This is a genomic window from Streptomyces sp. NPDC002853 (assembly GCF_053591915.1).
In genome coordinates this window covers 711,314-734,714 of the sequence record NZ_JBSFUS010000001.1, presented here as the reverse complement: position 1 = coordinate 734,714, position 23,401 = coordinate 711,314, and the positions used below count along the sequence as shown (strand labels likewise).

17 protein-coding genes are annotated in these 23,401 nt (G+C 71.4%); 11 read left to right on the top strand and 6 right to left on the bottom strand.

Translation table 11 applies throughout. The annotated features are described in order from the left end of the window. Nucleotides 1-8: 8 nt before the first annotated feature. Nucleotides 9-1,625: a carboxyl transferase domain-containing protein gene (locus ACWD02_RS03205; protein ID WP_451203873.1), complete on the bottom strand. Its 1,617-nt coding sequence runs from the start codon at nucleotides 1,623-1,625 to the stop codon at nucleotides 9-11. Nucleotides 1,626-1,712: 87 nt separating this feature from the next. Between ACWD02_RS03205 and ACWD02_RS03200 the strand changes: the two genes are divergently transcribed. From ACWD02_RS03200 to ACWD02_RS03185, 4 genes are all read left to right on the top strand, one after another. Beyond that, complete coding sequence (locus tag ACWD02_RS03200; RefSeq protein ID WP_451203871.1) at nucleotides 1,713-2,303, top strand: SACE_7040 family transcriptional regulator; 591 nt, start codon at nucleotides 1,713-1,715, stop codon at nucleotides 2,301-2,303. A 118-nt stretch (nucleotides 2,304-2,421) separates the two neighbouring features. Further along, a complete protein-coding gene (locus ACWD02_RS03195) occupies nucleotides 2,422-3,579 on the top strand; it encodes an acyl-CoA dehydrogenase family protein (protein ID WP_451203869.1) in 1,158 nt (385 codons plus the stop codon). A 55-nt stretch (nucleotides 3,580-3,634) separates the two neighbouring features. Further along, complete coding sequence (locus tag ACWD02_RS03190) at nucleotides 3,635-4,504, top strand: acyl-CoA thioesterase (protein ID WP_451203867.1); 870 nt, start codon at nucleotides 3,635-3,637, stop codon at nucleotides 4,502-4,504. Nucleotides 4,505-4,556: 52 nt separating this feature from the next. Continuing rightward, the gene (locus tag ACWD02_RS03185; RefSeq protein ID WP_451203865.1) at nucleotides 4,557-5,546 is read left to right on the top strand and encodes a cation diffusion facilitator family transporter; all 990 of its coding nucleotides are present in this window, start codon (nucleotides 4,557-4,559) and stop codon (nucleotides 5,544-5,546) included. Between the two features lies 1 nt (nucleotide 5,547). Here the strand turns inward: ACWD02_RS03185 and ACWD02_RS03180 are convergent, their stop codons facing one another. After that, nucleotides 5,548-6,336 carry a phosphatase gene (locus tag ACWD02_RS03180; protein ID WP_451203863.1) on the bottom strand — a complete coding sequence of 263 codons (789 nt, stop codon included), beginning with the start codon at nucleotides 6,334-6,336 and terminating at the stop codon, nucleotides 5,548-5,550. Between the two features lie 86 nt (nucleotides 6,337-6,422). Further along, on the bottom strand, nucleotides 6,423-7,943 hold the full coding sequence (locus ACWD02_RS03175; protein ID WP_451203861.1) for a PucR family transcriptional regulator: 1,521 nt from the start codon (nucleotides 7,941-7,943) through the stop codon (nucleotides 6,423-6,425). Between the two features lie 168 nt (nucleotides 7,944-8,111). Between ACWD02_RS03175 and ACWD02_RS03170 the strand changes: the two genes are divergently transcribed. The 7 genes from ACWD02_RS03170 (at nucleotide 8,112) to ACWD02_RS03140 (ending at nucleotide 19,368) form a co-directional block, all read left to right on the top strand. Beyond that, on the top strand, nucleotides 8,112-9,581 hold the full coding sequence (locus tag ACWD02_RS03170) for a sodium:solute symporter (RefSeq protein ID WP_451203859.1): 1,470 nt from the start codon (nucleotides 8,112-8,114) through the stop codon (nucleotides 9,579-9,581). A 98-nt stretch (nucleotides 9,582-9,679) separates the two neighbouring features. Then, on the top strand, nucleotides 9,680-10,678 hold the full coding sequence (speB, locus tag ACWD02_RS03165) for an agmatinase (RefSeq protein WP_451203857.1): 999 nt from the start codon (nucleotides 9,680-9,682) through the stop codon (nucleotides 10,676-10,678). Further along, the gene (locus ACWD02_RS03160) at nucleotides 10,675-12,360 is read left to right on the top strand and encodes a thiamine pyrophosphate-binding protein (protein ID WP_451203855.1); all 1,686 of its coding nucleotides are present in this window, start codon (nucleotides 10,675-10,677) and stop codon (nucleotides 12,358-12,360) included. The genes speB and ACWD02_RS03160 overlap by 4 nt, the downstream gene beginning before the upstream one ends. Before the next feature lie 165 nt (nucleotides 12,361-12,525). Continuing rightward, nucleotides 12,526-13,464 carry a serine hydrolase gene (locus ACWD02_RS03155; RefSeq protein WP_451203854.1) on the top strand — a complete coding sequence of 313 codons (939 nt, stop codon included), beginning with the start codon at nucleotides 12,526-12,528 and terminating at the stop codon, nucleotides 13,462-13,464. Nucleotides 13,465-13,564: 100 nt separating this feature from the next. Then, nucleotides 13,565-17,329: an ABC transporter ATP-binding protein gene (locus ACWD02_RS03150; RefSeq protein WP_451203852.1), complete on the top strand. Its 3,765-nt coding sequence runs from the start codon at nucleotides 13,565-13,567 to the stop codon at nucleotides 17,327-17,329. Between the two features lie 96 nt (nucleotides 17,330-17,425). Then, nucleotides 17,426-17,821, top strand: coding sequence for a hypothetical protein (locus ACWD02_RS03145; RefSeq protein ID WP_451203850.1), 396 nt, complete (start codon nucleotides 17,426-17,428; stop codon nucleotides 17,819-17,821). A 128-nt stretch (nucleotides 17,822-17,949) separates the two neighbouring features. Then, the gene (locus tag ACWD02_RS03140; RefSeq protein ID WP_451203848.1) at nucleotides 17,950-19,368 is read left to right on the top strand and encodes a S28 family serine protease; all 1,419 of its coding nucleotides are present in this window, start codon (nucleotides 17,950-17,952) and stop codon (nucleotides 19,366-19,368) included. 114 nt (nucleotides 19,369-19,482) lie between these two features. On the opposite strand, the gene ACWD02_RS03135 is transcribed toward ACWD02_RS03140, so the two are convergent. The 3 genes from ACWD02_RS03135 to ACWD02_RS03125 all read right to left on the bottom strand — a co-directional run bounded on the left by ACWD02_RS03135 (nucleotide 19,483) and on the right by ACWD02_RS03125 (nucleotide 23,333). Beyond that, nucleotides 19,483-20,106, bottom strand: a complete 624-nt coding sequence (locus tag ACWD02_RS03135; protein ID WP_451203846.1) for a hypothetical protein — start codon at nucleotides 20,104-20,106, stop codon at nucleotides 19,483-19,485. 113 nt (nucleotides 20,107-20,219) lie between these two features. Next, nucleotides 20,220-22,049 carry a glycoside hydrolase family 3 protein gene (locus tag ACWD02_RS03130; protein WP_451203844.1) on the bottom strand — a complete coding sequence of 610 codons (1,830 nt, stop codon included), beginning with the start codon at nucleotides 22,047-22,049 and terminating at the stop codon, nucleotides 20,220-20,222. A gap of 363 nt (nucleotides 22,050-22,412) precedes the next feature. After that, complete coding sequence (locus ACWD02_RS03125; protein WP_451203842.1) at nucleotides 22,413-23,333, bottom strand: LysR family transcriptional regulator; 921 nt, start codon at nucleotides 23,331-23,333, stop codon at nucleotides 22,413-22,415. Nucleotides 23,334-23,401: the final 68 nt, after the last annotated feature.

Here is a 23,401-nt window from a genome sequence, read left to right as displayed (position 1 = left end):
TCCGCCCCTCACATCCGGAAGACGCCGAAGCCGGGCTCGCCCAGCGGCGCCTCGGCGCAGGCGGTCAGGGCGAGGCCGAGGACCTGCCGGGTCTCCATGGGGTCGATCACACCGTCGTCCCACAGCCGGGCCGTGGCGTAATACGCGTTGCCCTGCTCCTCGTACTGGGCGCGGACCGGGTCCTTGAAGGCCTCCTCGTCCTGCGCCGACCACTCCTCGCCCCGCGCCTCCAACTGGTCGCGCTTGACGGTCGCGAGGACCGAGGCGGCCTGCTCACCGCCCATCACGGAGATCTTGGCGTTCGGCCACATCCACAGGAAGCGCGGGGAATACGCCCGGCCGCACATCGAGTAGTTCCCCGCGCCGTACGAACCGCCGATCACGACCGTCAGCTTCGGCACGCGCGTGCAGGCCACCGCCGTCACCATCTTGGCGCCGTGCTTGGCGATGCCGCCCGCCTCATAGTCCCGGCCCACCATGAAGCCGGAGATGTTCTGCAGGAAGACGAGGGGGATGCCGCGCTGGTCGCACAGCTCGATGAAGTGGGCGCCCTTCTGGGCGGATTCGGAGAACAGGATGCCGTTGTTCGCGATGATGCCGACCGGGTGGCCGTGCACATGGGCGAAGCCGGTCACGAGCGTCTGGCCGTACTCCGCCTTGAACTCGGCGAAACGCGAGCCGTCGACCACGCGCGCGATGACCTCGCGGACGTCATAGGGGGTGCGGGAGTCCGTCGGCACCGCCCCGTACAACCCGAGGGGGTCGACCTTGGGTTCCTCGACCGTCCGGACCGACCAGGGGAGTTCACCGCGCTCGGGGAGCGTGGAGACGATCGTGCGCACGATCCGCAGCGCGTGCGCGTCGTCCTCGGCGAGGTGGTCCGTCACGCCGGAGACCCGGGAGTGGACCTCGCCGCCGCCCAGCTCCTCGGCCGTCACGACCTCGCCGGTCGCGGCCTTCACCAGGGGCGGTCCGCCGAGGAAGATCGTCCCCTGATTGCGGACGATCACGGCCTCGTCGCTCATCGCGGGGACATACGCCCCGCCCGCCGTGCACGAGCCGAGCACGGCGGCGATCTGCGGGACGCCCGCACCGGACATCCGCGCCTGGTTGTAGAAGATCCGCCCGAAGTGCTCGCGGTCCGGGAAGACGTCGTCCTGCATGGGCAGGAAGGCGCCGCCCGAGTCCACCAGATACAGACAGGGGAGGCGGTTCTCCAGCGCGACCTCCTGGGCCCGCAGATGCTTCTTCACCGTCATGGGGTAATACGTGCCACCCTTGACGGTGGCGTCATTGGCGACGATCACGCAGGTGCGCCCGGAGACCCGGCCGATGCCGGCGATGACTCCGGCGGCCGGTGCGTCCCCGCCGTACAACCCGTCGGCCGCCAGTGGTGCCAGCTCCAGGAAGGGTGAGCCGGGGTCGAGCAGGGCGTCCACGCGGTCGCGGGGCAGCAGCTTGCCGCGCGCGACATGGCGGGCCCGGGCCCGCTCGCCGCCGCCGAGCCTGGCCGCCGCGAGCCTGGCCCGCAGGTCCTCGACGAGGGCGGTGTGCCCCGCCTCGTTCGTCCGCCATGCCTCGGACGCGGGATCAGCCGCGGTCGTCAGCACCGGTGCCTGCAGCATCAGTCGAGCCCCCTTGCCCGGTTAATGAGCGTTAACGCGTTTCCATCAGGTTAACGAGCGCTAACCGCCCTGTCTAGAATTGATTCCATGGCCACCAGAACCGACGCCCCCACCCGTCGCGAGCAGATCCTCAGGGAAGCCGCCAGGCTCTTCGCCGAGCGCGGCTTCCACGGAGTCGGAGTGGACGAGATAGGGGCTGCCGTCGGCATCAGCGGGCCCGGTCTCTACCGCCACTTCGCGGGCAAGGACGCGATGCTCGCCGAACTGCTCGTCGGCATCAGCGGGCAGCTCCTGGCCGGCGGCAAGCGATGTGTGGCCGACACGGAAGGACCGCCGGAGCGGGTGCTCGACGCGCTCATCGAGGGGCACATCGACTTCGCCCTCGACGACCGTTCCTTGATCACCCTGCACGACCGCGAGCTCGACCGCCTGCGGGACACCGACCGCAAGCTGGTCCGCCAGCTCCAGCGGCAGTACGTGGAGATCTGGGTCGACGTCGTGCGCAAGGTCTATCCGGACCTCGCGGAGAACGCCGCCCGCGTCTGCGTGCACGCGGTCTTCGGGCTGCTCAACTCCACGCCGCACCTGAGCCGCCGCGACGCGCTGCCGAGCCGCAGCGCCATGGCCCAGTTGCTGCACGGCCTCGCGCGCGGGGCCTTCGCGGCGGCGGTGGCGTGACGGGAGCGACAGGACTTCTCTCTGGACGGTCCGGTGACCGGCGGGTAACGTTGCTCTGAGCAAGCGCTTAGTCGTGTTGCGCTTGGCCGAGCCTGGTGCCGTATCGAAGGAGTTCTCCGTGCGCCGTACCGTTTTCAATGAGGACCACGAGGCGTTCCGGGAGACCCTGCGCGCCTTCATCGAGGCCGAGGTCGTCCCGGTCCACGAGGAGTGGTTCGCCGCGGGTCAGGTGCCGCGCGAGTTCTACTACAAGCTGGCCGAGCTCGGCCTGTTCGGCATCAACGTCCCCGAGGAGTTCGGCGGCGCGGGCCTGGACACCCACAAGTTCGAGGCCATCCAGTACGAGGAGACCGCCCGCGCGGGCGTCACCTTCGGCGGCTCCGGCGTCCACGTGCTGCTCGCCCTGCCGTACATCAAGGCGCTCGCCACCGACGAGCAGAAGAAGCGCTACCTGGAGAAGTTCGTCTCCGCCGAGGAGATGTGGGCCCTGGCGATGACCGAGCCGGGCACCGGCTCCGACCTCGCGGGCATGAAGAGCACCGCCAAGCTCTCCGAGGACGGCACGCACTACGTCCTGAACGGCTCCAAGACCTTCATCACCGGCGGCGTGCACGCCGACCGCGTGATCGTCTGCGCCCGTACGTCGGCGCCCACCGCCGAGGACCGCCGCCACGGCATCTCCCTCTTCGCCGTCGACACCAAGTCCGAGGGCTACTCCATCGGCCGCAAGCTCGACAAGCTCGGCCTGAAGACCTCCGACACCGCCGAGCTCGCGTTCGTCGACGTCAAGGTCCCCGTCGAGGACCTCCTCGGCGAGGAGAACAAGGGCTTCTACTACCTCGGCAGCAACCTCCCCTCCGAGCGCTGGGGCATCGCCTACGGCGCGTACGCGCAGGCCAAGGCCGCCGTCCGGTTCGCCAAGGAGTACGTCCAGGACCGCACGGTCTTCGGCAAGACGGTCGCCTCCTTCCAGAACACCAAGTTCGAGCTGGCCGCCTGCCAGGCCGAGGTGGACGCCGCCGAGGCCGTCGCCGACCGCGCCCTCGAGGCCCTGGACGCCGGTGAGCTGACCGCCGCCGAGGCCGCCTCCGCGAAGCTGTTCAACACCGAGGTCGCGCACCGCGTCATCGACAAGTGCCTCCAGCTGCACGGCGGCTACGGCTTCATGAACGAGTACCCCATCGCCCGCCTGTACGCGGACAACCGCGTCAACCGCATCTACGGCGGCACCAGCGAGGTCATGAAGATGATCATCGCCAAGAACATGGGCCTGTAGGACAGCGGCAGGCAACGACACGGGCCTGTGCAGACCGCCCTGTAGAACTGGATTCATGAACAAGGCACTTGAGTCACTCCTCGATCTGCTCGACCTCGAGCAGATCGAGGAGGACATATTCCGGGGCGTGAGCCGTTCGGCCCTCGTCCCGCGCGTCTTCGGCGGCCAGGTGGCCGCCCAGGCGCTGGTGGCGGCAGGACGCACGGTCCCCGCCGAGAGGCCCGCCCACTCCCTGCACGCGTACTTCCTGCGCGCAGGGGACCCGGGCGCGCCGATCGTCTACACCGTCGACCGGATCCGTGACGGCCGCTCCTTCACCACGCGCCGCGTCGTCGCCGTTCAGCACGGGCAGCCCATATTCCACCTCTCCGCGTCCTTCCAGACGCACGAGGAGGGCCTGGAGCACCAGACGGGCATGCCGTCGGCACCGGACCCGGAGACACTCCCCACCGCCGCGGAGATGCTGCCGCGTCACCTGCCGGCGCACGTCGCCGAGCGCCTGATCGAGGCCCGCGCTGCCGTCGACCTGCGCTACGTGGACGCGCCGCCCTGGGCCACGGTCGGGCAGCCGCGCGAACCGCGCTCCCAGGTGTGGTTCCGCACGAACGGCAAGCTCGACGGCGGTAACGACGCGTCCTTGCTGCACGTCTGCCTCGCCACGTACGTCTCCGACATGACGCTGCTCGACTCGGTGCTGCTCGCGCACGGCCGTGGCGGCTGGGCCGTCGGTGACGTCGTCGGAGCCTCGCTCGACCACGCCATGTGGTTCCACCGCCCCTTCAAGGCGGACGAATGGCTCCTGTACGACCAGGAGTCGCCCTCGGCGTCCGGAGGGCGCGGACTCGGCCAGGCGCGGATCTGGACCCAGGACGGGCAGCTCGCGGTGACGGTCATCCAGGAAGGCGTCGTTCGCGTCCCGCGCTGATCCGGGAGGGCGTCGTTCGCGTTCCCGGGTGATCGGACATACCGTCCGATACATGAGTGAGCCGGTCGACAGCAGTCAGCCCGAGCCGCCCGAGAGCGGCGGCGAAAGCACCTTCACCGTCATCGTCGCCGCCGTCGCCAACCTCGGGATCGCCGTCGCCAAGGCCGTCGCCGGTGTCATCAGCGGGTCGAGCGCGATGCTCTCCGAGGCGGCGCACTCGCTGGCCGACACCGTCACCGAGGTGCTGCTCCTGACCGCCCTGAAACGGAGCGAGAAGCCCGCCGACGAGGACCACCCGCTGGGGTACGGCCCCGAGCGCTACATCTGGGCGATGCTCGCGGCCGTCGCCACCTTCGTCGGCGGCGCCGTCTTCTCGATCTACGACGGCGTCCACACCCTGGTCGCGGGCGAGGAACTCGGCGACCCGCTCATCTCGTACGTCGTGCTAGCCATCGCCTTCCTCCTGGAGGGCTACTCGCTGCGTACCGGCGTCAAGCAGGCCCGCGGTGAGGCGGCGCGCTTCGGGGCGTCCTTCGGGCGCTATCTGCGCCACACGCCCGACACCGCCGTGAAGGCCGTGGTCCTGGAGGACTCCGCCGCCCTGGCCGGGCTCGTGCTCGCCGCGGGCGGACTGCTCGGCGGGCAGCTCACCGGGTCCGGCGTGTGGGACGGCGTGGCCTCGCTCTGCATCGGCGCGCTGCTCCTGTACGTCGCCTGGGTGCTCGGACGCAGCAACGCCCAGCTCCTCATCGGGCGGCCGCTGCCGAAACCGATGCGCGAGGAGATCCGCGAGGTGCTGCTCGCCTCCGAGCACATCGAGGCCGTGCTCGAGCTGACGACGCTGCTCCAGGGGCCGCGCGAGGCGCTGGTCGCCGCCAAGGTCGACTTCCGGGACGCCTCCACGGCGGCACAGATCGAGTGGGCCTGCGAGCAGGCCGAACGGCGGCTTCGCGAGCGTTTTCCCGGTGTACGACGGGTCTATCTGGACCCCACGCCCGGGTTCGCCCAGCGCCGCACGGAAGGGCTCAGCCCGTGGCCGTGACTCAAGGAGTCGGCGTGAGGCCCGCGGCGTCCAGCAGGTAGGCCGTCATGGGGTCGTAGAAACGCGGGCTCGTGACGTGGTCGTCCAGCGGGACCGTCACCTGGACGGTGCCCTCGGCCTCGCCGATGAACAGCGCCGGGTCGTTGCAGTCCGCGTACCCGACGGAGTCGACGCCGCGCTGGCCCGCCCGTCCAGCCCACCCGTGGTCGGCGACGACCAGGTCGGGCAGCGGGCGTCCCGCGCGCTCCAGGCCGTCCAGGATCGCGTTCATCGGCTCGGGGGAGTGGGTGTGCCAGAGGGTCGCGCCGCGCTCCAGCATCGCCACGTCCGCGAACTGGAAGACCATGCCCTCGTCGGCGGTGAGGCCCTCCGGGATGACGACGATCTCGCAGCCCGCCGAGCGCAGGGCCGCCGCTGTCGCGCGGTGCACGTCGAGCAGGCCCCCGGGGTGGCCGGTGGCGAAAAGGACCCGCTCCTTGCCGGCCGCCGCCTTGCGCAGGCGCGCCGCCATCCGCTCCAGGGCGTCGACCGTCAGCTCGGGGTCGATGGTGTCCTGCCCGTGCCGGTACTCGGCGTCGTCGATCACACCGCACCGCTCGGCCATCACCGCGAGGACGTCCTGCTCGTCGGTCCAGCGGTCACCGAGCTCCAGGCCGAGCCAGTAGTGACGGTCGCCGTTCGCGAGCTTCCTGTAGTGGCTGAGGTTGTTCTCGCGCGGCGTGGCGACATCGCCCGCGATGCGGGAGCGTACGAGGTGATCGACGAGCGCGGCACGGCTGGGTATCGGCATGGGGTCCATTCTGCCGTCGGTAACCGGATGGTGGCGGGCTGTCCCGAAGCCTGGACCTGTGAGTTGCGCCCCTCCGTACGCCCGCGTCACCTCTCGCGGCCCAGCGCGAACCACAGCTCCATGCGGACATCAGGGTCGTCCAGGTCCGCCGCGAGGAGCGTCCCGCACCGCGTGATGCGCTGCCGGACCGTGTTGCGGTGGACCCCCAGAGCCGTGGCCGTGCGGTCCCAACTGCCGTGCAGGGAGAGCCAGGTGCGCAGGGTTTCCGTGAGCGCACCGCCGGTGCCGAGCGGGGCGAGCAGCACGCGCGCGTGTGCCGCGGCCTCGGCGGGCGACACCAGCGCCGCGATGCCCGCCTCCCGGTGCCGGACGAGCGGCGCGCGGGTGGCCTCGGCACGGCGCAGGGCGCGGTCCGCCTGGGCGTCGGCGGCGGGCAGGTTCCCGGGGGCGGCGGGGGCGGAGACGCCCAGGGTCCAGCCCGGTTCCCCGGCGAGCTCGCGGCCGGCGGGGAGCAGCAGCCGTACGAGGCCCTGTCCCGCGTCCGCGTCCACCAGGCCGCTGCCCAGTGCGGCGGCCAGCGCGGAGGCGGCCACGGAGTGCGCCACCGGGTCGTTCTCGTCGCCCCCGCGCGCGTGCACCACGGTCCACTCCTCGGCCCCCAGGAGAGGCGCCACATCGCCCACCGCCGAGCCGAGCAGCAGCCGTACGAGAGCCGCCGACCGCACGGAATCGGCGGCGCCCTGATGCTTCCCGGTCAGGAGCGAGAGCAGCACGACGGCCACCCCGGTGATGGTGTGGTCCCCCGGCTCGCGCTGCTCGGCGGCGACCCCGAGCGCGAACCCCTGCCCGCCGCCCAGCGCGTACGCGGCGAAGTGCTCGCCGCCCACGGAGTCGGTGGCGGAGGCGGGGGCGGGGCCGGGCCGCCCCGAGGGACGCACGACTTCGGAGAGCTCGCGCACCGCCTGCCGCGCCCCTGCTCCCGGAGCTGTTCCCGCCGTGTGGAGCACCGTGCCGTCCGGGGCGTAGAGCGCCGCCCAGCCGCCCAGGCGCACCGCGAGCTGGCGCAGCACCGCGGGCACCGGGTCGGGACGCGCGGCGGCCGTGGCGAGGCCCTGCTGTGCCTCGGTCACGCGGCGCAGCTCGGCATGCCTGGCCTCCGCCACCAGTTGCCACACCGCGCGGGCGACCCCGCTGAACGTCGTGCGCGGCGGCACCTCGAGGAGCGGCAGGCCGTAGTGGTCGCAGGCCGTCACCAGGGCGCGCGGCACCGTGTCGTGCACGGGCGCGACGCCGAAGCCGAGGGCCGCGCCGCCCGCCTCGACGATCCGCGCCACGTAGTCGTCGAGGTACACGCCCGCGCCCACCGGGTCGGTGATGTGCACGCCCGCCGTCAACAGCAGCTCGCCGCCCAGGAGGTACGGATACGGGTCGGCCATCTCCGAGGTGTGCACCCACTGGACGACCGCCCCGCTCTCCCCGGCGTCGGGGCCCGCGATCTGCCGCAGGCCCAGATCCTCGCGGGCCAGGAGCGCGGTCAGGGGGACGGGCGGGGTCGGCGGAGTGATGGGAGAGGGGGCGAGGTCCGGCACGGTGGATGATCCATCCATATCGATCACGAGGAGTGGATGAAACGTACACTTCAGCGTTGCTTTCCGGCCACCTAAGGTCGTGCCGACCCCAGGCCGCGGGTACGGGCGGATGTCCCCGCGGCTGGTTGCAACCCCCCCCACCCCCATCTGCACGACACGCCACCGAGGTGCGCGAAGGAGGGCCCTATGGCCGTCGACTACACAGTGATCGTCGTCTATCTCGCCGGCATGCTCGCCATGGGCTGGTGGGGCATGCGCCGCGCCAAGTCCAAGAGCGAGTTCTTGGTCGCCGGACGCCGCCTCGGACCGTGGATGTACTCCGGGACCATGGCCGCGATCGTCCTCGGCGGCGCCTCCACCATCGGCGGCGTCGGCCTCGGCTACCAGTACGGGCTCTCCGGCGCCTGGATGGTCTTCACGATCGGCCTCGGTCTTCTCGCGCTCAGCGTCTTCTTCTCGGCGCGCATCGCGCGCCTGAAGGTCTACACCGTCTCCGAGATGCTCGACCTGCGCTACGGCGGGCGCGCGGGCGTCATCTCCGGAGTGGTCATGTGGTCGTACACGCTGATGCTCGCGGTCACCTCGACCATCGCGTACGCCACGATCTTCGACGTCATCTTCGACATGAACCGCACGCTCGCGATCATCCTCGGCGGCTCGATCGTCGTCGCGTACTCGACGCTCGGCGGCATGTGGTCCATCACGCTCACCGACATGGTGCAGTTCGTGGTGAAGACCATCGGCGTGCTGCTCCTGCTGCTTCCCATCGCGGTCGTCAAGGCCGGTGGCTTCAGCGAGATGAAGGCCAAGCTGCCCACCGAGTACTTCGACCCGCTGGGCATCGGCGGCGAGACGATCTTCACGTACGTCCTGATCTATACGTTCGGCATGCTCATCGGGCAGGACATCTGGCAGCGCGTGTTCACCGCGCGCAGCGACAAGGTCGCCCGTTACGGCGGCACCGTCGCCGGTACCTACTGTCTCGTCTACGCGATCGCGGGCGCCGTCATCGGCACGGCCGCCAAGGTCATGTACCCGAAGCTGCCGAGCGCCGACGCGGCCTTCGCGACCATCGTCAAGGACGAACTGCCCATGGGCGTACGGGGTCTCGTGCTCGCCGCCGCGCTCGCCGCCGTGATGTCCACGTCCTCCGGAGCGCTCATCGCCTGCGCGACCGTCGCCAACAACGACATCTGGTCGCGGCTGCGCGGGGTCGTGAAGTCCGAAGGAGCGGGCGACGAGCCGCACGACGAGGTGAAGGGCAACCGCCTCTTCATCCTGATCATGGGCATCGCCGTCGTCTGCATCGCCATCGCCCTCAACGACGTCGTCCAGGCCCTCACCGTCGCCTACAACCTGCTCGTCGCCGGTCTGCTGGTGCCGATCCTCGGCGGACTGCTCTGGAAGCGCGGCACCGCCGAGGGCGCGCTCGCGGCCATCGTCGCCGGCGGTCTCTCCGTCGTCGGGCTCATGTGGGGGTACGGAATCCTCGCCAACGAACCCATCTACTACGGCCTCTTGATCTCCCTGGCCGTGTACGTCGTCGTTTCCCTCGCCACGAAGCCGACCGACGCCCGGGTCCTCGCGGCCTGGCGCGAGCGGCTCGCGGGCCGGGGGTCGGAGGAGGCGGAGCCGGAGACTCCGGTGACCGTCTAGTTTTCCGCGCGGCCCGCTGCCGACGTCACTGTCAGTGGGCCGCGCGACACTTGTCCCAGCAGCACAGCAACACTCGTACCAGCAGGAGGAAACCGACCATGAGCAGCGCCGAGACCCCGACCCCCCGCGGCCCGGTCGACTCCTCCCGCGTCCCGCGGTACGCGGGCCCGGCGACCTACGCCCGCCTCCCCCGGCTCGACGAGGTGGGCGGCAAGACGGACATCGCCGTGGTCGGCGTGCCCTTCGACACCGGCGTCTCGTACCGCCCCGGCGCCCGCTTCGGCGGCAACGCGATCCGTGAGGCCTCGCGCCTCCTGCGTCCGTACAACCCGGCGCAGGACGCATCCCCCTTCGCGCTCGCGCAGGTCGCGGACGCGGGCGACATCGCCGCCAACCCGTTCAACATCAACGAGGCGGTCGAGACGATCGAGGCCGCCGCGGACGACCTCCTCGGCTCGGGCGCCCGCATGATGACGCTCGGCGGCGACCACACCATCGCCCTGCCGCTGCTCCGCTCGGTCGCCAAGAAGCACGGCCCGGTCGCCCTGCTGCACTTCGACGCGCACCTGGACACCTGGGACACGTACTTCGGCGCGGAGTACACGCACGGCACGCCGTTCCGCCGGGCCGTCGAGGAGGGCATCCTCGACACCGAGGCGCTCTCCCACGTCGGCACGCGGGGCCCGCTGTACGGCAAGCAGGACCTCACCGACGACGAGAAGATGGGCTTCGGCATCGTCACCTCGGCGGACATCTACCGCCGCGGCGCCGACGAGGTCGCCGACCAGCTGCGCCAGCGCATCGGCGACCGCCCGCTGTACATATCCATCGACATCGACTGCCTGGACCCGGCCCACGCGCCCGGCACGGGCACCCCGGAGGCGGGTGGCATGACGTCGCGCGAGCTCCTGGAGATCCTGCGGGGCCTGTCCTCCTGCAACCTCGTCTCGGCCGACGTCGTCGAGGTCGCCCCCGCCTACGACCACGCGGAGATCACGGCCGTCGCCGCCTCGCACACCGCGTACGAGCTGACGACGATCATGTCCCGCCAGATCGCGGAGGCCCGTCAGGCCACCGAGGGGAGCGCGGCCAAGTGACGCACGACCACGACGTAGTACTGCGGCCCACCGACGCACAGCGGGAGGCGGCCCTGAACGCCCCCGAGGGGCGCAACGGCGGCGACCTCGTCGTGGAGACCCTCCAGGGCCTCGGCGCGACGACGGTCTTCGGCCTCCCCGGCCAGCACGCGCTCGGCATGTTCGACGCCCTGCGGCGCTCGTCCCTGTCGTACGTCGGCCTGCGCGTGGAGAACAACACGGGCTTCGCGGCGGACGCGTACGGCCGGATCACCGGTGAGGTGGCCCCGCTGCTCCTCTCCACCGGGCCCGGCGCCCTGACCTCGCTCGCCGCGCTCCAGGAGGCGGCGGCCGGGTCCTCGCCCGTGCTCGCGATCGGCAGCCAGATCCCGGTGGCGGGCCTGGGCGGCGGCCGGCACGGCTACCTCCACGAGCTGCGCGACCAGCAGGCATCGTTCCGCGACATCGTGAAGTCCGTCCACACGGTCCGCACGGCCTCGCAGATCCCCTCCGCCATCGCGGCGGCCTGGGAGTCGGCGCTCACCGCCCCGCACGGCCCGGTGTGGGTGGAGATCCCGCAGGACGTGCTGCTCGCGGAGACGACCCTGCCCGTCGTCACGGCCATGGACGCGACCCCGGACGAGGTCGTCCCGCGCCCCGAGCTGACCGCGGTGGCGGCCGACCTGCTGTCCCGGGCCGAGCGCCCGGCGATCATCGCGGGCGGCGGCGTGGTGCGGTCGGACGCGAGCGGCAAGCTGCTCGCGCTCGCCGAGCTGGTGAACGCGCCCGTCGTCACCACCTTCGGCGGCAAGGGCGCCTTCCCCTGGGAGCACCCGCTGTCGCTCCAGTCCTGGCTGGAGGACCGGTACACCACGGACTTCCTGGAGGACGCGGACGTCCTCCTGGTGGTCGGTTCGGGCCTGGGCGAGCTCTCCTCGAACTACCACACGTTCAAGCCGCGCGGCCGGGTCATCCAGATCGAGGCCGACGCGGGCAAGCTGGAGTCCAACCACCCGGCGCTCGGCATCCACGCGGACGCGCGGCTCGCGCTCTCCGCGCTCCTGGAGACGATCGACGCCCCCCGGGAGGACGCCACGGCCCCCGAGCGGGTGCGGACGGTCCTCTCCCGTGTGAAGGACCGGATCGCCGCCCAGGAGCTCACCCTGGAGCAGCAGGTGCTCGCGTCGGTGCGCGAGGCCCTGCCGGACGCGGCGCCGTCCTTCTGGGACATGACGATCCTCGCCTACTGGGCCTGGTCCGCCTTCGACGCGCGGCGCCCGAACACCATGCACTCGGCACAGGGCGCGGGCGGCCTCGGGTACGGCTTCCCGGCGGCGCTGGGAGCGGCGGCCGCCGACCCCACGAAGCCGGTCCTTGCCGTCTCGGGCGACGGCGGCGCGATGTACTCCATCGCGGAACTGGCCTCCGCCAAGCAGCATGGCCTGCCCGTCACCTGGCTGATCGTGGACGACGGGGGCTACGGAATCCTCCGGGAGTACATGTCGGACGCCTTCGGCGAGCCCACGGCCACGGAACTCTCCCGCCCCGATTTCGTGGCGCTCGCGGAATCCTTCGGGGTGCCGGGGGTCAGGACGACCCCGGAGAACCTCCGCGACGACCTGGCGAAGGCCCTCGCGGAGCCCGGCCCCTCGGTGGTCGTGCTCCCGGCGGTGCTGCGGATGTTCGAGCCGACGCACCTCTGAGCCGGCGGGTGCCGTGACACGGGCTGATTACAGATCGGTCATCTGTTCTCAAACTCGTGCATCCATGTACGGGTGCCGGTGAGTCATGTGAGGTGAGTGCGCCGGGGGGCGCGCTTGTACGGGCCCCGAGGGTCTTGTACGGACCCAAGGGGATGGGGAAACTCCATGACTCACCCGGTATCCGGGACATCCAGGCGTGCCCGCGTGCTTTCGGCGGGCCTTGCCGCCGGAGTGCTCGTGCCGCTCGGTACGGCCACGATCGCCACGCCCGCCGCCGCCGCGACGGCACCGAAGGTCATCTGCACCTCCGCACAGGCCGGCCTGGCGGCCAAGCTCACGAAGGACATCACGGCGGCGCTCAAGAACCGCAAGGGCACGGTCGCGATAGGCCTGCACGACCGCACCACCAAGACCACCTGCACCCTGCGCCCGACCACCTCGTTCGACTCGGCGAGCGTCGTCAAGACGACCGTCCTCGCGGCGCTGCTGTGGGACGCGAAGAAGACCGACCGCAAGCTCTCGGCCCGTGAGTCGGACCTCGCGTACGCCATGATCACCAAGTCGGACAACGCGGCGACGAGCAAGCTCTGGCGCCAGCTCGGCACGGGCAAGATCAATGGCTTCCTCAGGGCCGCCAAGATGACGAAGACCGTGCCGGGGTCCGGCGGCTACTGGGGCCTGACCCGGATCAACGCGGCCGACGAGCAGAAGCTCCTCGCCCTGATCACCGCCAAGAACTCCGTCCTGAGCGACAACGCGCGCGCCTACATCCTCAAGCTGATGAACAAGGTCGTCTCCTCGCAGCGCTGGGGCACCCCGGCGGGCGCGCCGTCCGGCGTCAAGATCCACGTCAAGAACGGCTGGCTGCAGCGGGCGACCCACGGCTGGCGGGTGCACAGCATCGGCGCGTTCAAGGGCGGCGGCCACGACTACACGCTCACCGTGCTCACCCACGGCAACAGCACCATGAACTACGGCGTCGCCACCATCCAGGGCGTGGCCAAGGCCGTCCACAAGGACCTGACGCCCAGGACCGCCGCGTCCCAGCGCTACACGCCGACGGCCGCACCGCGGGAGGCGTTCGTGGCGGTCCCCGGCAGCTGACGGGGTCCTAGGACCTCAGACCCCTCTTTGTTGCGGCGGGATGAAATCCGCATCCCGCCGCGTTGGGCCTCTCGGCAGGTCAGGTCGACGGGTCGACGGGATGAGGCAGCACGTGGTGGAGCAACGGGGCGGGGTCGAGCGGGAGGAATCCCCGGAGAAATCCCAGGAGAAATCCGGCTGGGGGAAACGGCTCACCGGGTACGCGTGGCGGTACCCCAAGGACGTCCTGCTCGCGCTCGGCTCCTCGCTCGCCGGCATGGCCGTCATGGCGCTCGTCCCGCTCATCACCAAGGTGATCATCGACGACGTCATCGGGGACAAGTCCCGCGACATGGGCCCCTGGGTCGGCGCCCTCATCGGCGCCGCCGTCCTCGTCTACGTCTTCACCTACATCCGCCGCTACTACGGCGGCCGCCTCGCCCTCGACGTCCAGCACGACCTGCGGACCGAGATGTACGGGACGATCACCAAGCTCGACGGGCGGCGGCAGGACGAGCTGTCCACCGGGCAGGTCGTCGGACGCGCGACCAGCGACCTCCAACTCATCCAGGGCCTGCTCTTCATGTTGCCGATGACCATCGGCAACATCCTCCTCTTCGTCATGTCCCTCGTGATCATGGCGTGGCTCTCCGTCCCGCTGACCCTCGTCGCGCTCGCCGTCGCCCCCGCCCTCTGGTTCATCGCCAAGCGCAGCCGGGGCCGTCTGCACCCCTCCACCTGGTACGCGCAGGCCCAGGCCGCCGCCGTCGCCGGGGTCGTGGACGGCTCCGTCTCCGGCGTACGCGTCGTGAAGGGGTTCGGCCAGGAGGAGCAGGAGACCGGGAAGCTCAGGGAGGTCGGCCGCAAGCTCTTCGCGGGGCGCCTGCGCACCATCCGGCTCAACTCCAAGTACACGCCCGCTCTCCAGGCCGTGCCCGCGCTCGGGCAGGTCGCCATGCTCGCGCTCGGCGGCTGGCTCGCGGTGCGCGGGCAGATCACGCTCGGCACCTTCGTCGCCTTCTCCAGCTATCTCGCCCAGCTCGTCGGCCCGGTGCGCATGCTCGCCATGGTCCTCACCGTCGGCCAGCAGGCCCGCGCGGGCGCCGAGCGTGTCCTGGAGCTCATCGACACCGAGCCGACGCTGAAGGACGGCACGAAGGAACTGCCGGCCGACGCACCGGCCACCGTCGAGTTCGACGACGTCTCCTTCGCCTACGAGGACAGCCGCCCCGTCCTCGACGGCCTCTCCTTCGAGATCCGGCCCGGCGAGACCCTCGCCGTCGTCGGCACCTCCGGCAGCGGCAAGTCCACCGTCTCGCTGCTGCTGCCCCGCTTCTACGACGTGACGCACGGCGCCGTCCTCGTCGGCGGCCACGACGTGCGCGAGCTGACCACCGATTCGCTGCGGGCCGCGATCGGCCTGGTGCCCGAGGACTCCTTCCTCTTCTCCGACACCATCCGCGCCAACATCGCGTACGGAAAGCCGGAAGCCACCCAGGAGGAGATAGAGACCGCGGCCCGCGCCGCCCAGGCCGACCGCTTCATCGCCGAGCTGCCCGACGGGTACGACACCACCGTCGGCGAGCACGGCCTGACCCTCTCCGGCGGCCAGCGCCAGCGCGTCGCCCTCGCCCGCGCCATCCTCACCGACCCCCGCCTCCTCGTTCTCGACGACGCGACGTCCGCGGTGGACGCGCGGGTCGAGCACGAGATCCACGAGGCGCTGCGCGGCGTCATGGCGGGCCGCACCACCCTCCTCATCGCCCACCGCCGCTCCACCCTGAACCTCGCCGACCGCATCGCCGTACTGGACGGCGGACGCCTCGCCGCCATCGGCACGCACGAGGAGCTGACCGAGCGATCGGCGCTCTACCGGCGCCTGTTGACCGACCCGGACGAGCTCGGCGGCGTCTCGCCGGGCCGCACGGTCCCGGTCGAGATCCCCGAGGACACCTCCGTACGCGACGAACTCGACGCCGAGTTCGACGCCGAGCGCGGCATCACCCCACAGCTCTGGGTCGGCGACCGGGAGCCGAAGGACACCGCGATGGCCGGGATGCCCGCGACGCCCGAGCTCCTTGCCCAGGTCGACGCGCTGCCCCCGGCCACCGACACCCCCCGCGTCGACGAGGCACGCGCGGTCACCCCGGAGGAGTCGTACGGCCTGCGCCGCCTGCTCGCCGGGTTCGGGAAGCCGCTGCTCCTCGCCCTGCTGCTGGTCGCGATCGACGCGGGCATGGGCCTGCTGCTTCCGGTGCTGATCCGGCACGGCATCGACGAGGGCGTCTCACAGCTCGCGCTCGGCGCCGTGTGGGCGGCGTCCGGGCTCGCGCTGCTCGCCGTGCTCGTCCAGTGGTCGGCGCAGATCGGCGAGACCCGGATGACGGGACGGACGGGCGAGCGCGTGCTCTACTCCCTCCGCCTGAAGATCTTCGCCCAGCTCCAGCGGCTCGGACTCGACTACTACGAGCGGGAGTTGACCGGGCGCATCATGACCCGGATGACCACGGACGTGGACGCGCTCTCCACCTTCCTGCAGACCGGACTCGTCACCGCCTTCGTCTCCGTCGTCACCTTCTTCGGCATCATGGTCGCGCTCGTCGTCATCGACGTGGAGCTCGCGCTCGTCGTCTTCGCGACGCTGCCGCCGCTGATCATCGGCACGTTCTTCTTCCGCCGCTCCAGCGTGAAGGCGTACGAGTTGGCGCGCGAGCGCGTCTCGGTGGTCAACGCCGACCTCCAGGAGTCCGTCGCCGGACTGCGCATCGTGCAGGCCTTCCGCCGCGAGCGCTCCGGCGGAAGGAAGTTCTCGCAGGCCAGTGCCGACTACCGCAGCGCCCGTATCCGCGGGCAGTGGCTGATCTCGATCTACTTCCCGTTCGTGCAGCTGCTCTCGGCGGTCGCGGCCGCCGCGGTCCTGATGGTCGGCGCGGGGCGCGTGGAGGCGGGGACGCTGACGACCGGCGCCCTGGTCGCCTACCTCCTCTACATCGACCTGTTCTTCGCGCCCGTCCAGCAGCTCTCCCAGGTCTTCGACGGCTACCAGCAGGCCACGGTCTCGCTCGGCCGCATCCAGGAACTGCTCCGGGAGCCGACCTCCACCGAGGCCGCGGACGAGCCGCTCGACGTGCTCTCCCTGCGCGGCGAGATCGCCTTCGAGGACGTGAACTTCGCGTACGGAGACGAAGAAGAAGCCCTGAGTGACGTGCGCCTGCACATCCCCGCGGGCCAGACCGTCGCCTTCGTGGGCGAGACCGGCGCGGGCAAGTCGACGCTCGTCAAGCTCGTCGCGCGGTTCTACGACCCGACCGGCGGCCGGGTGACGGTGGACGGCACGGACCTGAGGTCCCTCGACCTGACCTCGTACCGCCACCGGCTCGGCGTCGTCCCGCAGGAGGCCTACCTCTTCGCGGGCACGGTGCGCGACGCGATCGCCTACGGGCGGCCCGACGCCACCGACGCCGAGGTGGAGGCCGCGGCCCGCGCGGTCGGCGCGCACGACATGATCGCCACCCTGGACGGCGGCTACCTCCACGAGGTCTCCGAGCGCGGCCGCAACCTCTCGGCGGGCCAGCGCCAGCTGATCGCCCTGGCCCGCGCCGAGCTCGTCGACCCGGACATCCTGCTCCTCGACGAGGCGACCGCGGCCCTCGACCTCGCCACGGAAGCGCAGGTCAACCAGGCCACGGACCGTATCGCGGGCAAGCGCACCACCCTGGTCGTCGCCCACCGCCTCACCACGGCGGCCCGCGCGGACCGCGTGATCCTGATGGACCACGGCCGGGTCGCGGAGGACGGCACGCACGAGGAGCTGCTCGCGCTCGACGGGCGGTACGCGACGCTGTGGCGGACGTTCGTGGGCGAGGCGGAGCCGACCGCGGCCTGACCCGGCGAACAAATGGGGGCGGGTACGCAACCAGGCGCCCCGCGGACCGCGTCCGTACATCAGTACGCTGATGCGGAAGTGTCGGGAGGGAAACCGGTGAGCAGTGGTCGAATACGGCGGAGCCTTGCGCTCGGCGCCGTCGTCCTTGCGGCTGCCGTCCTGCTCGGTGTCGCGGGCGCGGGTGCCGCGCAGGCCCAGGCGTCGGCCGGACGCTGCGCCGGGCACAAGGTGCGCACCCTCTCCTTCAGCACCGGCAAGGTCGTCGTCTACAAGAGCCGCGGCTACGTCTGCGCCGTCACCGTCGCCAGGCGCCCCGGCGCCCGCAAGACGATGTCCGTGAGCGTCCAGGCCCGGGGCAACCGCCCGGCCAGGGACAAGGGCCGCTACACGCATCACGCGGGGCCGGTGACGGTGCACGCGGGGCAGCGCTGTGTGTGGGTCAAGGGACGGGTCGGCGGGGGGAGCACCAGCTCCGGCTGGATCCTCTGCTGATCGCATCTTGCGCGTTGTGCGCCCCTTTGTGACGTACTGCGTCCTGACGTGACGCAAGAGCCCCTAGTGGTGAGCGAGTTGCTCCGATAAGTTCCGGCGGACGCAATCGCGAACTTAGGGGAGAGTGCATGCGCAAGGCGCTCAGATGGCTGCTGTCGCTCGTCGTGCTGATAGGCATCGGCACCGCGGGCACAGTGAGCGCGGCAGGGGCGGCCACCGCCGCGAAGCCGCAGGCCACCGACATCAAGGACAGGCTCCTCGCGATACCGGGCATGAGCCTGATCGAGGAGAAGCCGTACACCGGCTACCGCTACTTCGTCCTCAACTACACCCAGCCGATTGACCACCGGCACCCCTCCAAGGGCACCTTCAAGCAGCGCCTGACGGTCCTGCACAAGGACACCGCCCGCCCCACGGCCTTCTTCACCAGCGGCTACAACGTCTCGACGAACCCCAGCCGCAGCGAGCCGACGCGGATCATCGACGGCAACCAGGTCTCCATGGAGTACCGCTTCTTCACGCCGTCCCGCCCCGAGCCCGCCGACTGGTCCAAGCTCGACATCTGGCAGGCCGCGAGCGACCAGCACCGCATCTTCAAGGCGCTCAAGCCCGTCTACGACAAGAAGTGGCTGGCGACCGGCGGCTCGAAGGGCGGCATGACCGCCACGTACTACGAGCGCTTCTACCCGCGTGACATGGACGGCATCGTCGCGTACGTCGCCCCGAACGACGTCGTGAACAAGGAGGACTCGCGCTACGACGAGTTCTTCGAGACGGTCGGCACCAAGGAGTGCCGCGCCAAGCTGGAGGCCGTGCAGCGCGAGGCGCTCGTGCGCCGCGAGCCGCTGGAGAAGAAGTACGCGGAGTTCGCCGAGGCCGGCAACCACACCTTCAAGACGGTCGGCAACCTGGACAAGGCCTACGAGGCCGTCGTCCTGGACCTGGTGTGGGGCTTCTGGCAGTACCAGCCCGAGGCCGCGTGCGCGGACGTCCCCGACGCCAAGTCCGCCACGGACCAGGCGATCTTCGACTACGTCGACCAGGTGGGCGGTTGGGCCTCCTACACGGACCAGGGCCTGACCCCGTACACGCCGTACTACTACCAGGCCGGTACGCAGCTCGGCTCGCCCGACATCTCGCAGCCCTGGCTCGGCGACCTGAGCCGCTACGGCTACCAGCCGCCGCGGAACTTCGTGCCGCGCGAGATCCCGATGAAGTTCCAGTCGGGCGCCATGAAGGACGTGGACCGCTGGGTGCGTCACAACGCGCAGCGGATGATGTACGTCTACGGCGAGAACGACCCGTGGGGCGCCGAGCCGTTCCGTCCCGCCAGGGGCGCGAAGCACGACTCCCACGTCTTCACCGCGCCGGGCGCCAACCACGGCGCGAACGTGGCGGGTCTCGTCGCGGCGGACAAGGCCAAGGCGACGGAGCGGATCCAGGCCTGGGCCGGGGTCTCCACCGCGGCCTCCCCGAAGCCGCTGGCTCCTTACGACGCGAAGCTCGACCGCAAGGAAGAGCAGAAGCAGCTGACCCTGCGCCCGTAGGGCCGGATTCAAGCGCCGGACGGGCTGAGAATCAGCCCGTCCGGCGCTTGAGGACCGGGGTCCGGGGCGGAGCCCCAGCTTCGGGAAGGGGTGGGACCGGGGAAAGGGAACCGCTCATACCCGCACCGCACACCCCACCGGCTTCCCGCCCTCCAGTGACACATAGAGCTGCGTGGCGGCCGGGCACGCGGCACGTGACGGAACCGCCGAAGTCACCCGGTACTCCGGAGCCTTCGCACCGGACCCGTCGCACGCCGTCTCCCGCACCTCGCCCTCGCCCGCCCCGTACACGCAGTCCCCGACGACCGTCCGAGGACCGCCCCCGCCCCCGGGGTCCCCGGGATGCGGCAGCTCCAGGTTCCGCATGCAGGCGTAGCCCCGCGGCACCTCACCGTTCCCGTCCTCGTCCACGGCGGGCCTGTTCTCGCTGATGTGCAGGACGAAGTCCGTGCGCGCCGGGCACGAAGGGCCCTCCGCTACCTTGCCGTCGTGGCGGGCGATGACCCGCGCCGCCGCACGCTCACTCGTGCACGACACCTCCGTGAAGGTCTCGCGCCCCCGCGAACTGCACTCGTCCACCGCGAGGAAGACCGCTCCGTGCCCGGGAGGCGCCGACGAGGACGGCCGCCGGGCGGACGCATCCGACCCCGGGTCCGAGGAGTCCTGGCAGCCGGCCGCACCGACGCACGCGACCAGAAGCAGCACCCCCGCACACCGCCGCCCAAGCATGACAAGCATGGCGAACCCCCCGATACGTGCACCCAGCGTGGCCCGCGCGGGCGGGCGCACGCCAGGTGCGTGGGGTGCTTTGGGCCAGGTGGAGGTGGCGCGCCGCCGACCCGGCGTACGGATCAGTACGTCAGGCCGTGCCCGACCGGGTACAGCACCTGCGCCGGGTCATCCGCACGCTGCACCGGCACGGGCAGTTTCCCGCGCGGCTCGGCGCGCCCCGCGATCACCCGTACCGCGGCGCGCAGTTCGACGTCCGTCCAGCAGTACGCGGCGAGGGACGCGCCCACGCCCCCCAGCCGCGCCACGTCGTACGGGTTGCGGATCGCGAGGGCGACGACCGGCACCCCGGTCGCCACCAGCGCCTCCACCAGGGCGATCTGAGCGCTTCCCGCCCCCACGTTGTACGTGCCCACGAGCACCGCGTCCTTGCCGGCGGCCGCCGCCACCGCCTCGGCGATCCTGGCGGCGGAGGGGGCCGTGCCCGTCGGCAGCACCGTCGGCGTGAAGCCGAGGTCCGTCAGCTCGCGCCCGATGACGGTCGTCGGCGGACCCGTCGTCCCCGAGGGCGACGCCGGATCCGCGCCCACGACGAGCACGTCCCGCTGGGTGCGCCGCGAGAGCGGAAGCAGCCCGTCCGCGTTGATCAGCAGCGTCGTCGTCTCCTCCGCGATCCGGTCGGCGGCGGCGAGATGCGCACGTGTGCCGACCGCCCTGTCCACGCCGCGCGAGGTGACGTACGGGTCGGAGAAGAGGTCAAGCCTCGCCTTGAGGCGCAGGATCCGAAGGATCGATTCGTCGAGCCTCGCCTCCGTCAACTCGCCGTCCCGCACGGCCTGGAGCACCGCGTTCCAGGCGATCTCCGGCTTCGGCGGGTTCAGGAGCTGGTCGACACCCGCCTTCAGCGCGAGCACCGGCACGCGGTCGTCGCCGTACTTCGTGCGCACGCCCTGCATGCCCAGCGAGTCCGTCACCACGACCCCGTCGTAGCCGAGTTCCTCCCGCAGGATGCCGGTGAGGATCGGGCGGGAGAGCGTGGCCGGGTCCTCCGCCGGGTCGAGGGCCGGGACCACGATGTGCGCGGTCATGATCGAGTCGATGCCCGCGGCCACCGCCGCCCGGAACGGCGGGGCGTCCAGGGTCTCCCACTGCTCACGCGTGTGGTGGATGTACGGCAGCTTGGAGTGGCTGTCGTCCTTGGTGTCGCCGTGCCCGGGGAAGTGCTTGGACGTCGAGGCGATGTCCGTGCCCTGGTAGCCCTTGACCTGCGCGGCGACCAGATCGGCGACCGCTTCGGGGTCCGAGCCGAAGGAGCGTACGCCGATGACGGGGTTGGCGGGGTTGACGTTCACGTCCGCCACCGGGGCGTAGTTCTGCCGGATGCCGAGCGCGCGGAGTTCGGTGCCCGCGATGCGGGCCGCCTTGCGCGCGGTGGACCGCGAGCCCGCGGCGCCCAGGGCCATCGCGCCGGGCAGGAGCGTGGCGGGGACGCCGACGCGGGCGACGGCTCCGTGCTCCTGGTCGGTGGAGATGAGCAGCGGGATGCGGGCGGTCGGCGAGTCGTCCGGCTCCAGGGCGGCGCGCTGGATGCCGTTCGAGAGGTCGGCGATCTGGTGCGGGGCGCGGGTGTTGTGGGCCCAGCCGAAGTAGATGATGCCGCCGAGGTGGTACTTGGCGACCGCCTCCGCGGCGGTGCGCACGCCGAGCTCCTTGAGGTTGGCGTCGATGTCGGCCTGGTCGGGGGCGGTGGCGGAGTGGCCGTACACATGCATCACGAAGAGCTGGCCGACCTTCTCCTCGAGGCTCATGCGGGAGATGAGCTCCCGCAGCTTCCGGTCGCGACCGCGGTCGCCGCTGCCGGCCGCGTGGGCGGCGGAGGGCGCGGCCAGTGCCGTCGCCGCTACGGCCGTGGCGGTGAGCAGGGTGCGTCTGGAGGCGTTGCGGTGGGTCATGTGCGCTCCTTCGGGGACGTCCTCGGGGACGGATGCCGGACCGGAGCCGGACTGGGGGAACCGGCTGAAGGAAACTTTCCGAGTGCCACGGATATCCCGAAGATTTCTGCCGGTCAAGGTAATCGGCAGCCACTGTGGAGGAGAGGGGCCGTCACCGGCGCTGGTGGAGGGGGCGCACCGGTGACGGCATGCTGCCGGCCACGGGCGGCAGAGAGGGTGGTCAGCGTTCGCAGCCAGCAGCGATGCCGACACCGCCTCGCGGAGACTCACCCGACAGCACGGCGGTTTGACGGGGGTCGGTGCGAGCGGGTTCCCCCGCAGCGGGCGTTTTCCGGAAAGTGGTGCCGAGGGGGATTCTGAGGCTCAGGAAGCCTTCCTCCCGGGCGCCGCCTCGGCCCAGTGGCCCTGCAGGGTCCGTACGGTCTCCGAGATCGCGGGGCGCCGCGACGCCCCGGTCCGCCACAGCGCGTACAGCCGCCGCACCGGCAGCGGATCGAGCCGGACGGTGACCGCGCCGTCCGGGACGGGACCGCGGCCGAGGCGCGGAATGAGCGCGATGCCGAGCCCTGCCGCGACGAGCGCGACCAGGGTGGGGTTCTCCTCCGCCGTGTGCGCGATGTCCGGCTCGCAGCCCGCCTCGCGCAGGGTGCGGACCAGCCACTCGTGGCAGACGAGCCCCGGCGGCTGGGTGATCCACCGCTCGCCCTTGAGGTCCTCGCGGCGCACGGAGACCCGCGCCGCGAGCGGATGCGTCGCGGGCACCACGAGATCGCAGAAGTCGTCCCCGATGACGGCCTGTTCGACGCCGGGCGGTGTCGGCAGCGGCGCGATGTCCCAGTCGTGCACGACCGCCATGTCCACCGCGCCCTTGGCCACCAGGTCGATGGAGAGATGCGGGTCGATCTCCGACATCCGGGCGTCGAGCGCGGGATGCCGCCGGGCCAGATCCGCGAGGACGCCGGGCAGCAGACCGCGCGCCGCGGAGGCGAACGCGGCGACGGTCAGCCGTCCCGCGGGCAGCCCCCGGCGCTCCTCCAGCTCCGTCTCCGCGCGCTCCACGATGGCCATCAACTCCTGCGCGGTGGAGGCGAGATGGCGTGCCTCCTCGGTGAGCGCCACGCCCCTGCCCTGCCGTTCGAGGAGGGTGGTGCGGGTCTCGCGCTCCAGCTTGGCTATCTGCTGGGACACGGCGGAGGGGGTGTAGCCGAGTGCGGTGGCGGCGGCGCCCACGGTGCCGTGTACGGAGACGGCGTGCAGGGCGCGGAGCCGGGCGAGATCGAGCACGAGAGCCCTCCCCAGGGGTGGCGACGCCCGTCGGCGCCGTCGGATTCGTTAGCGTTGCTTCATCCCAT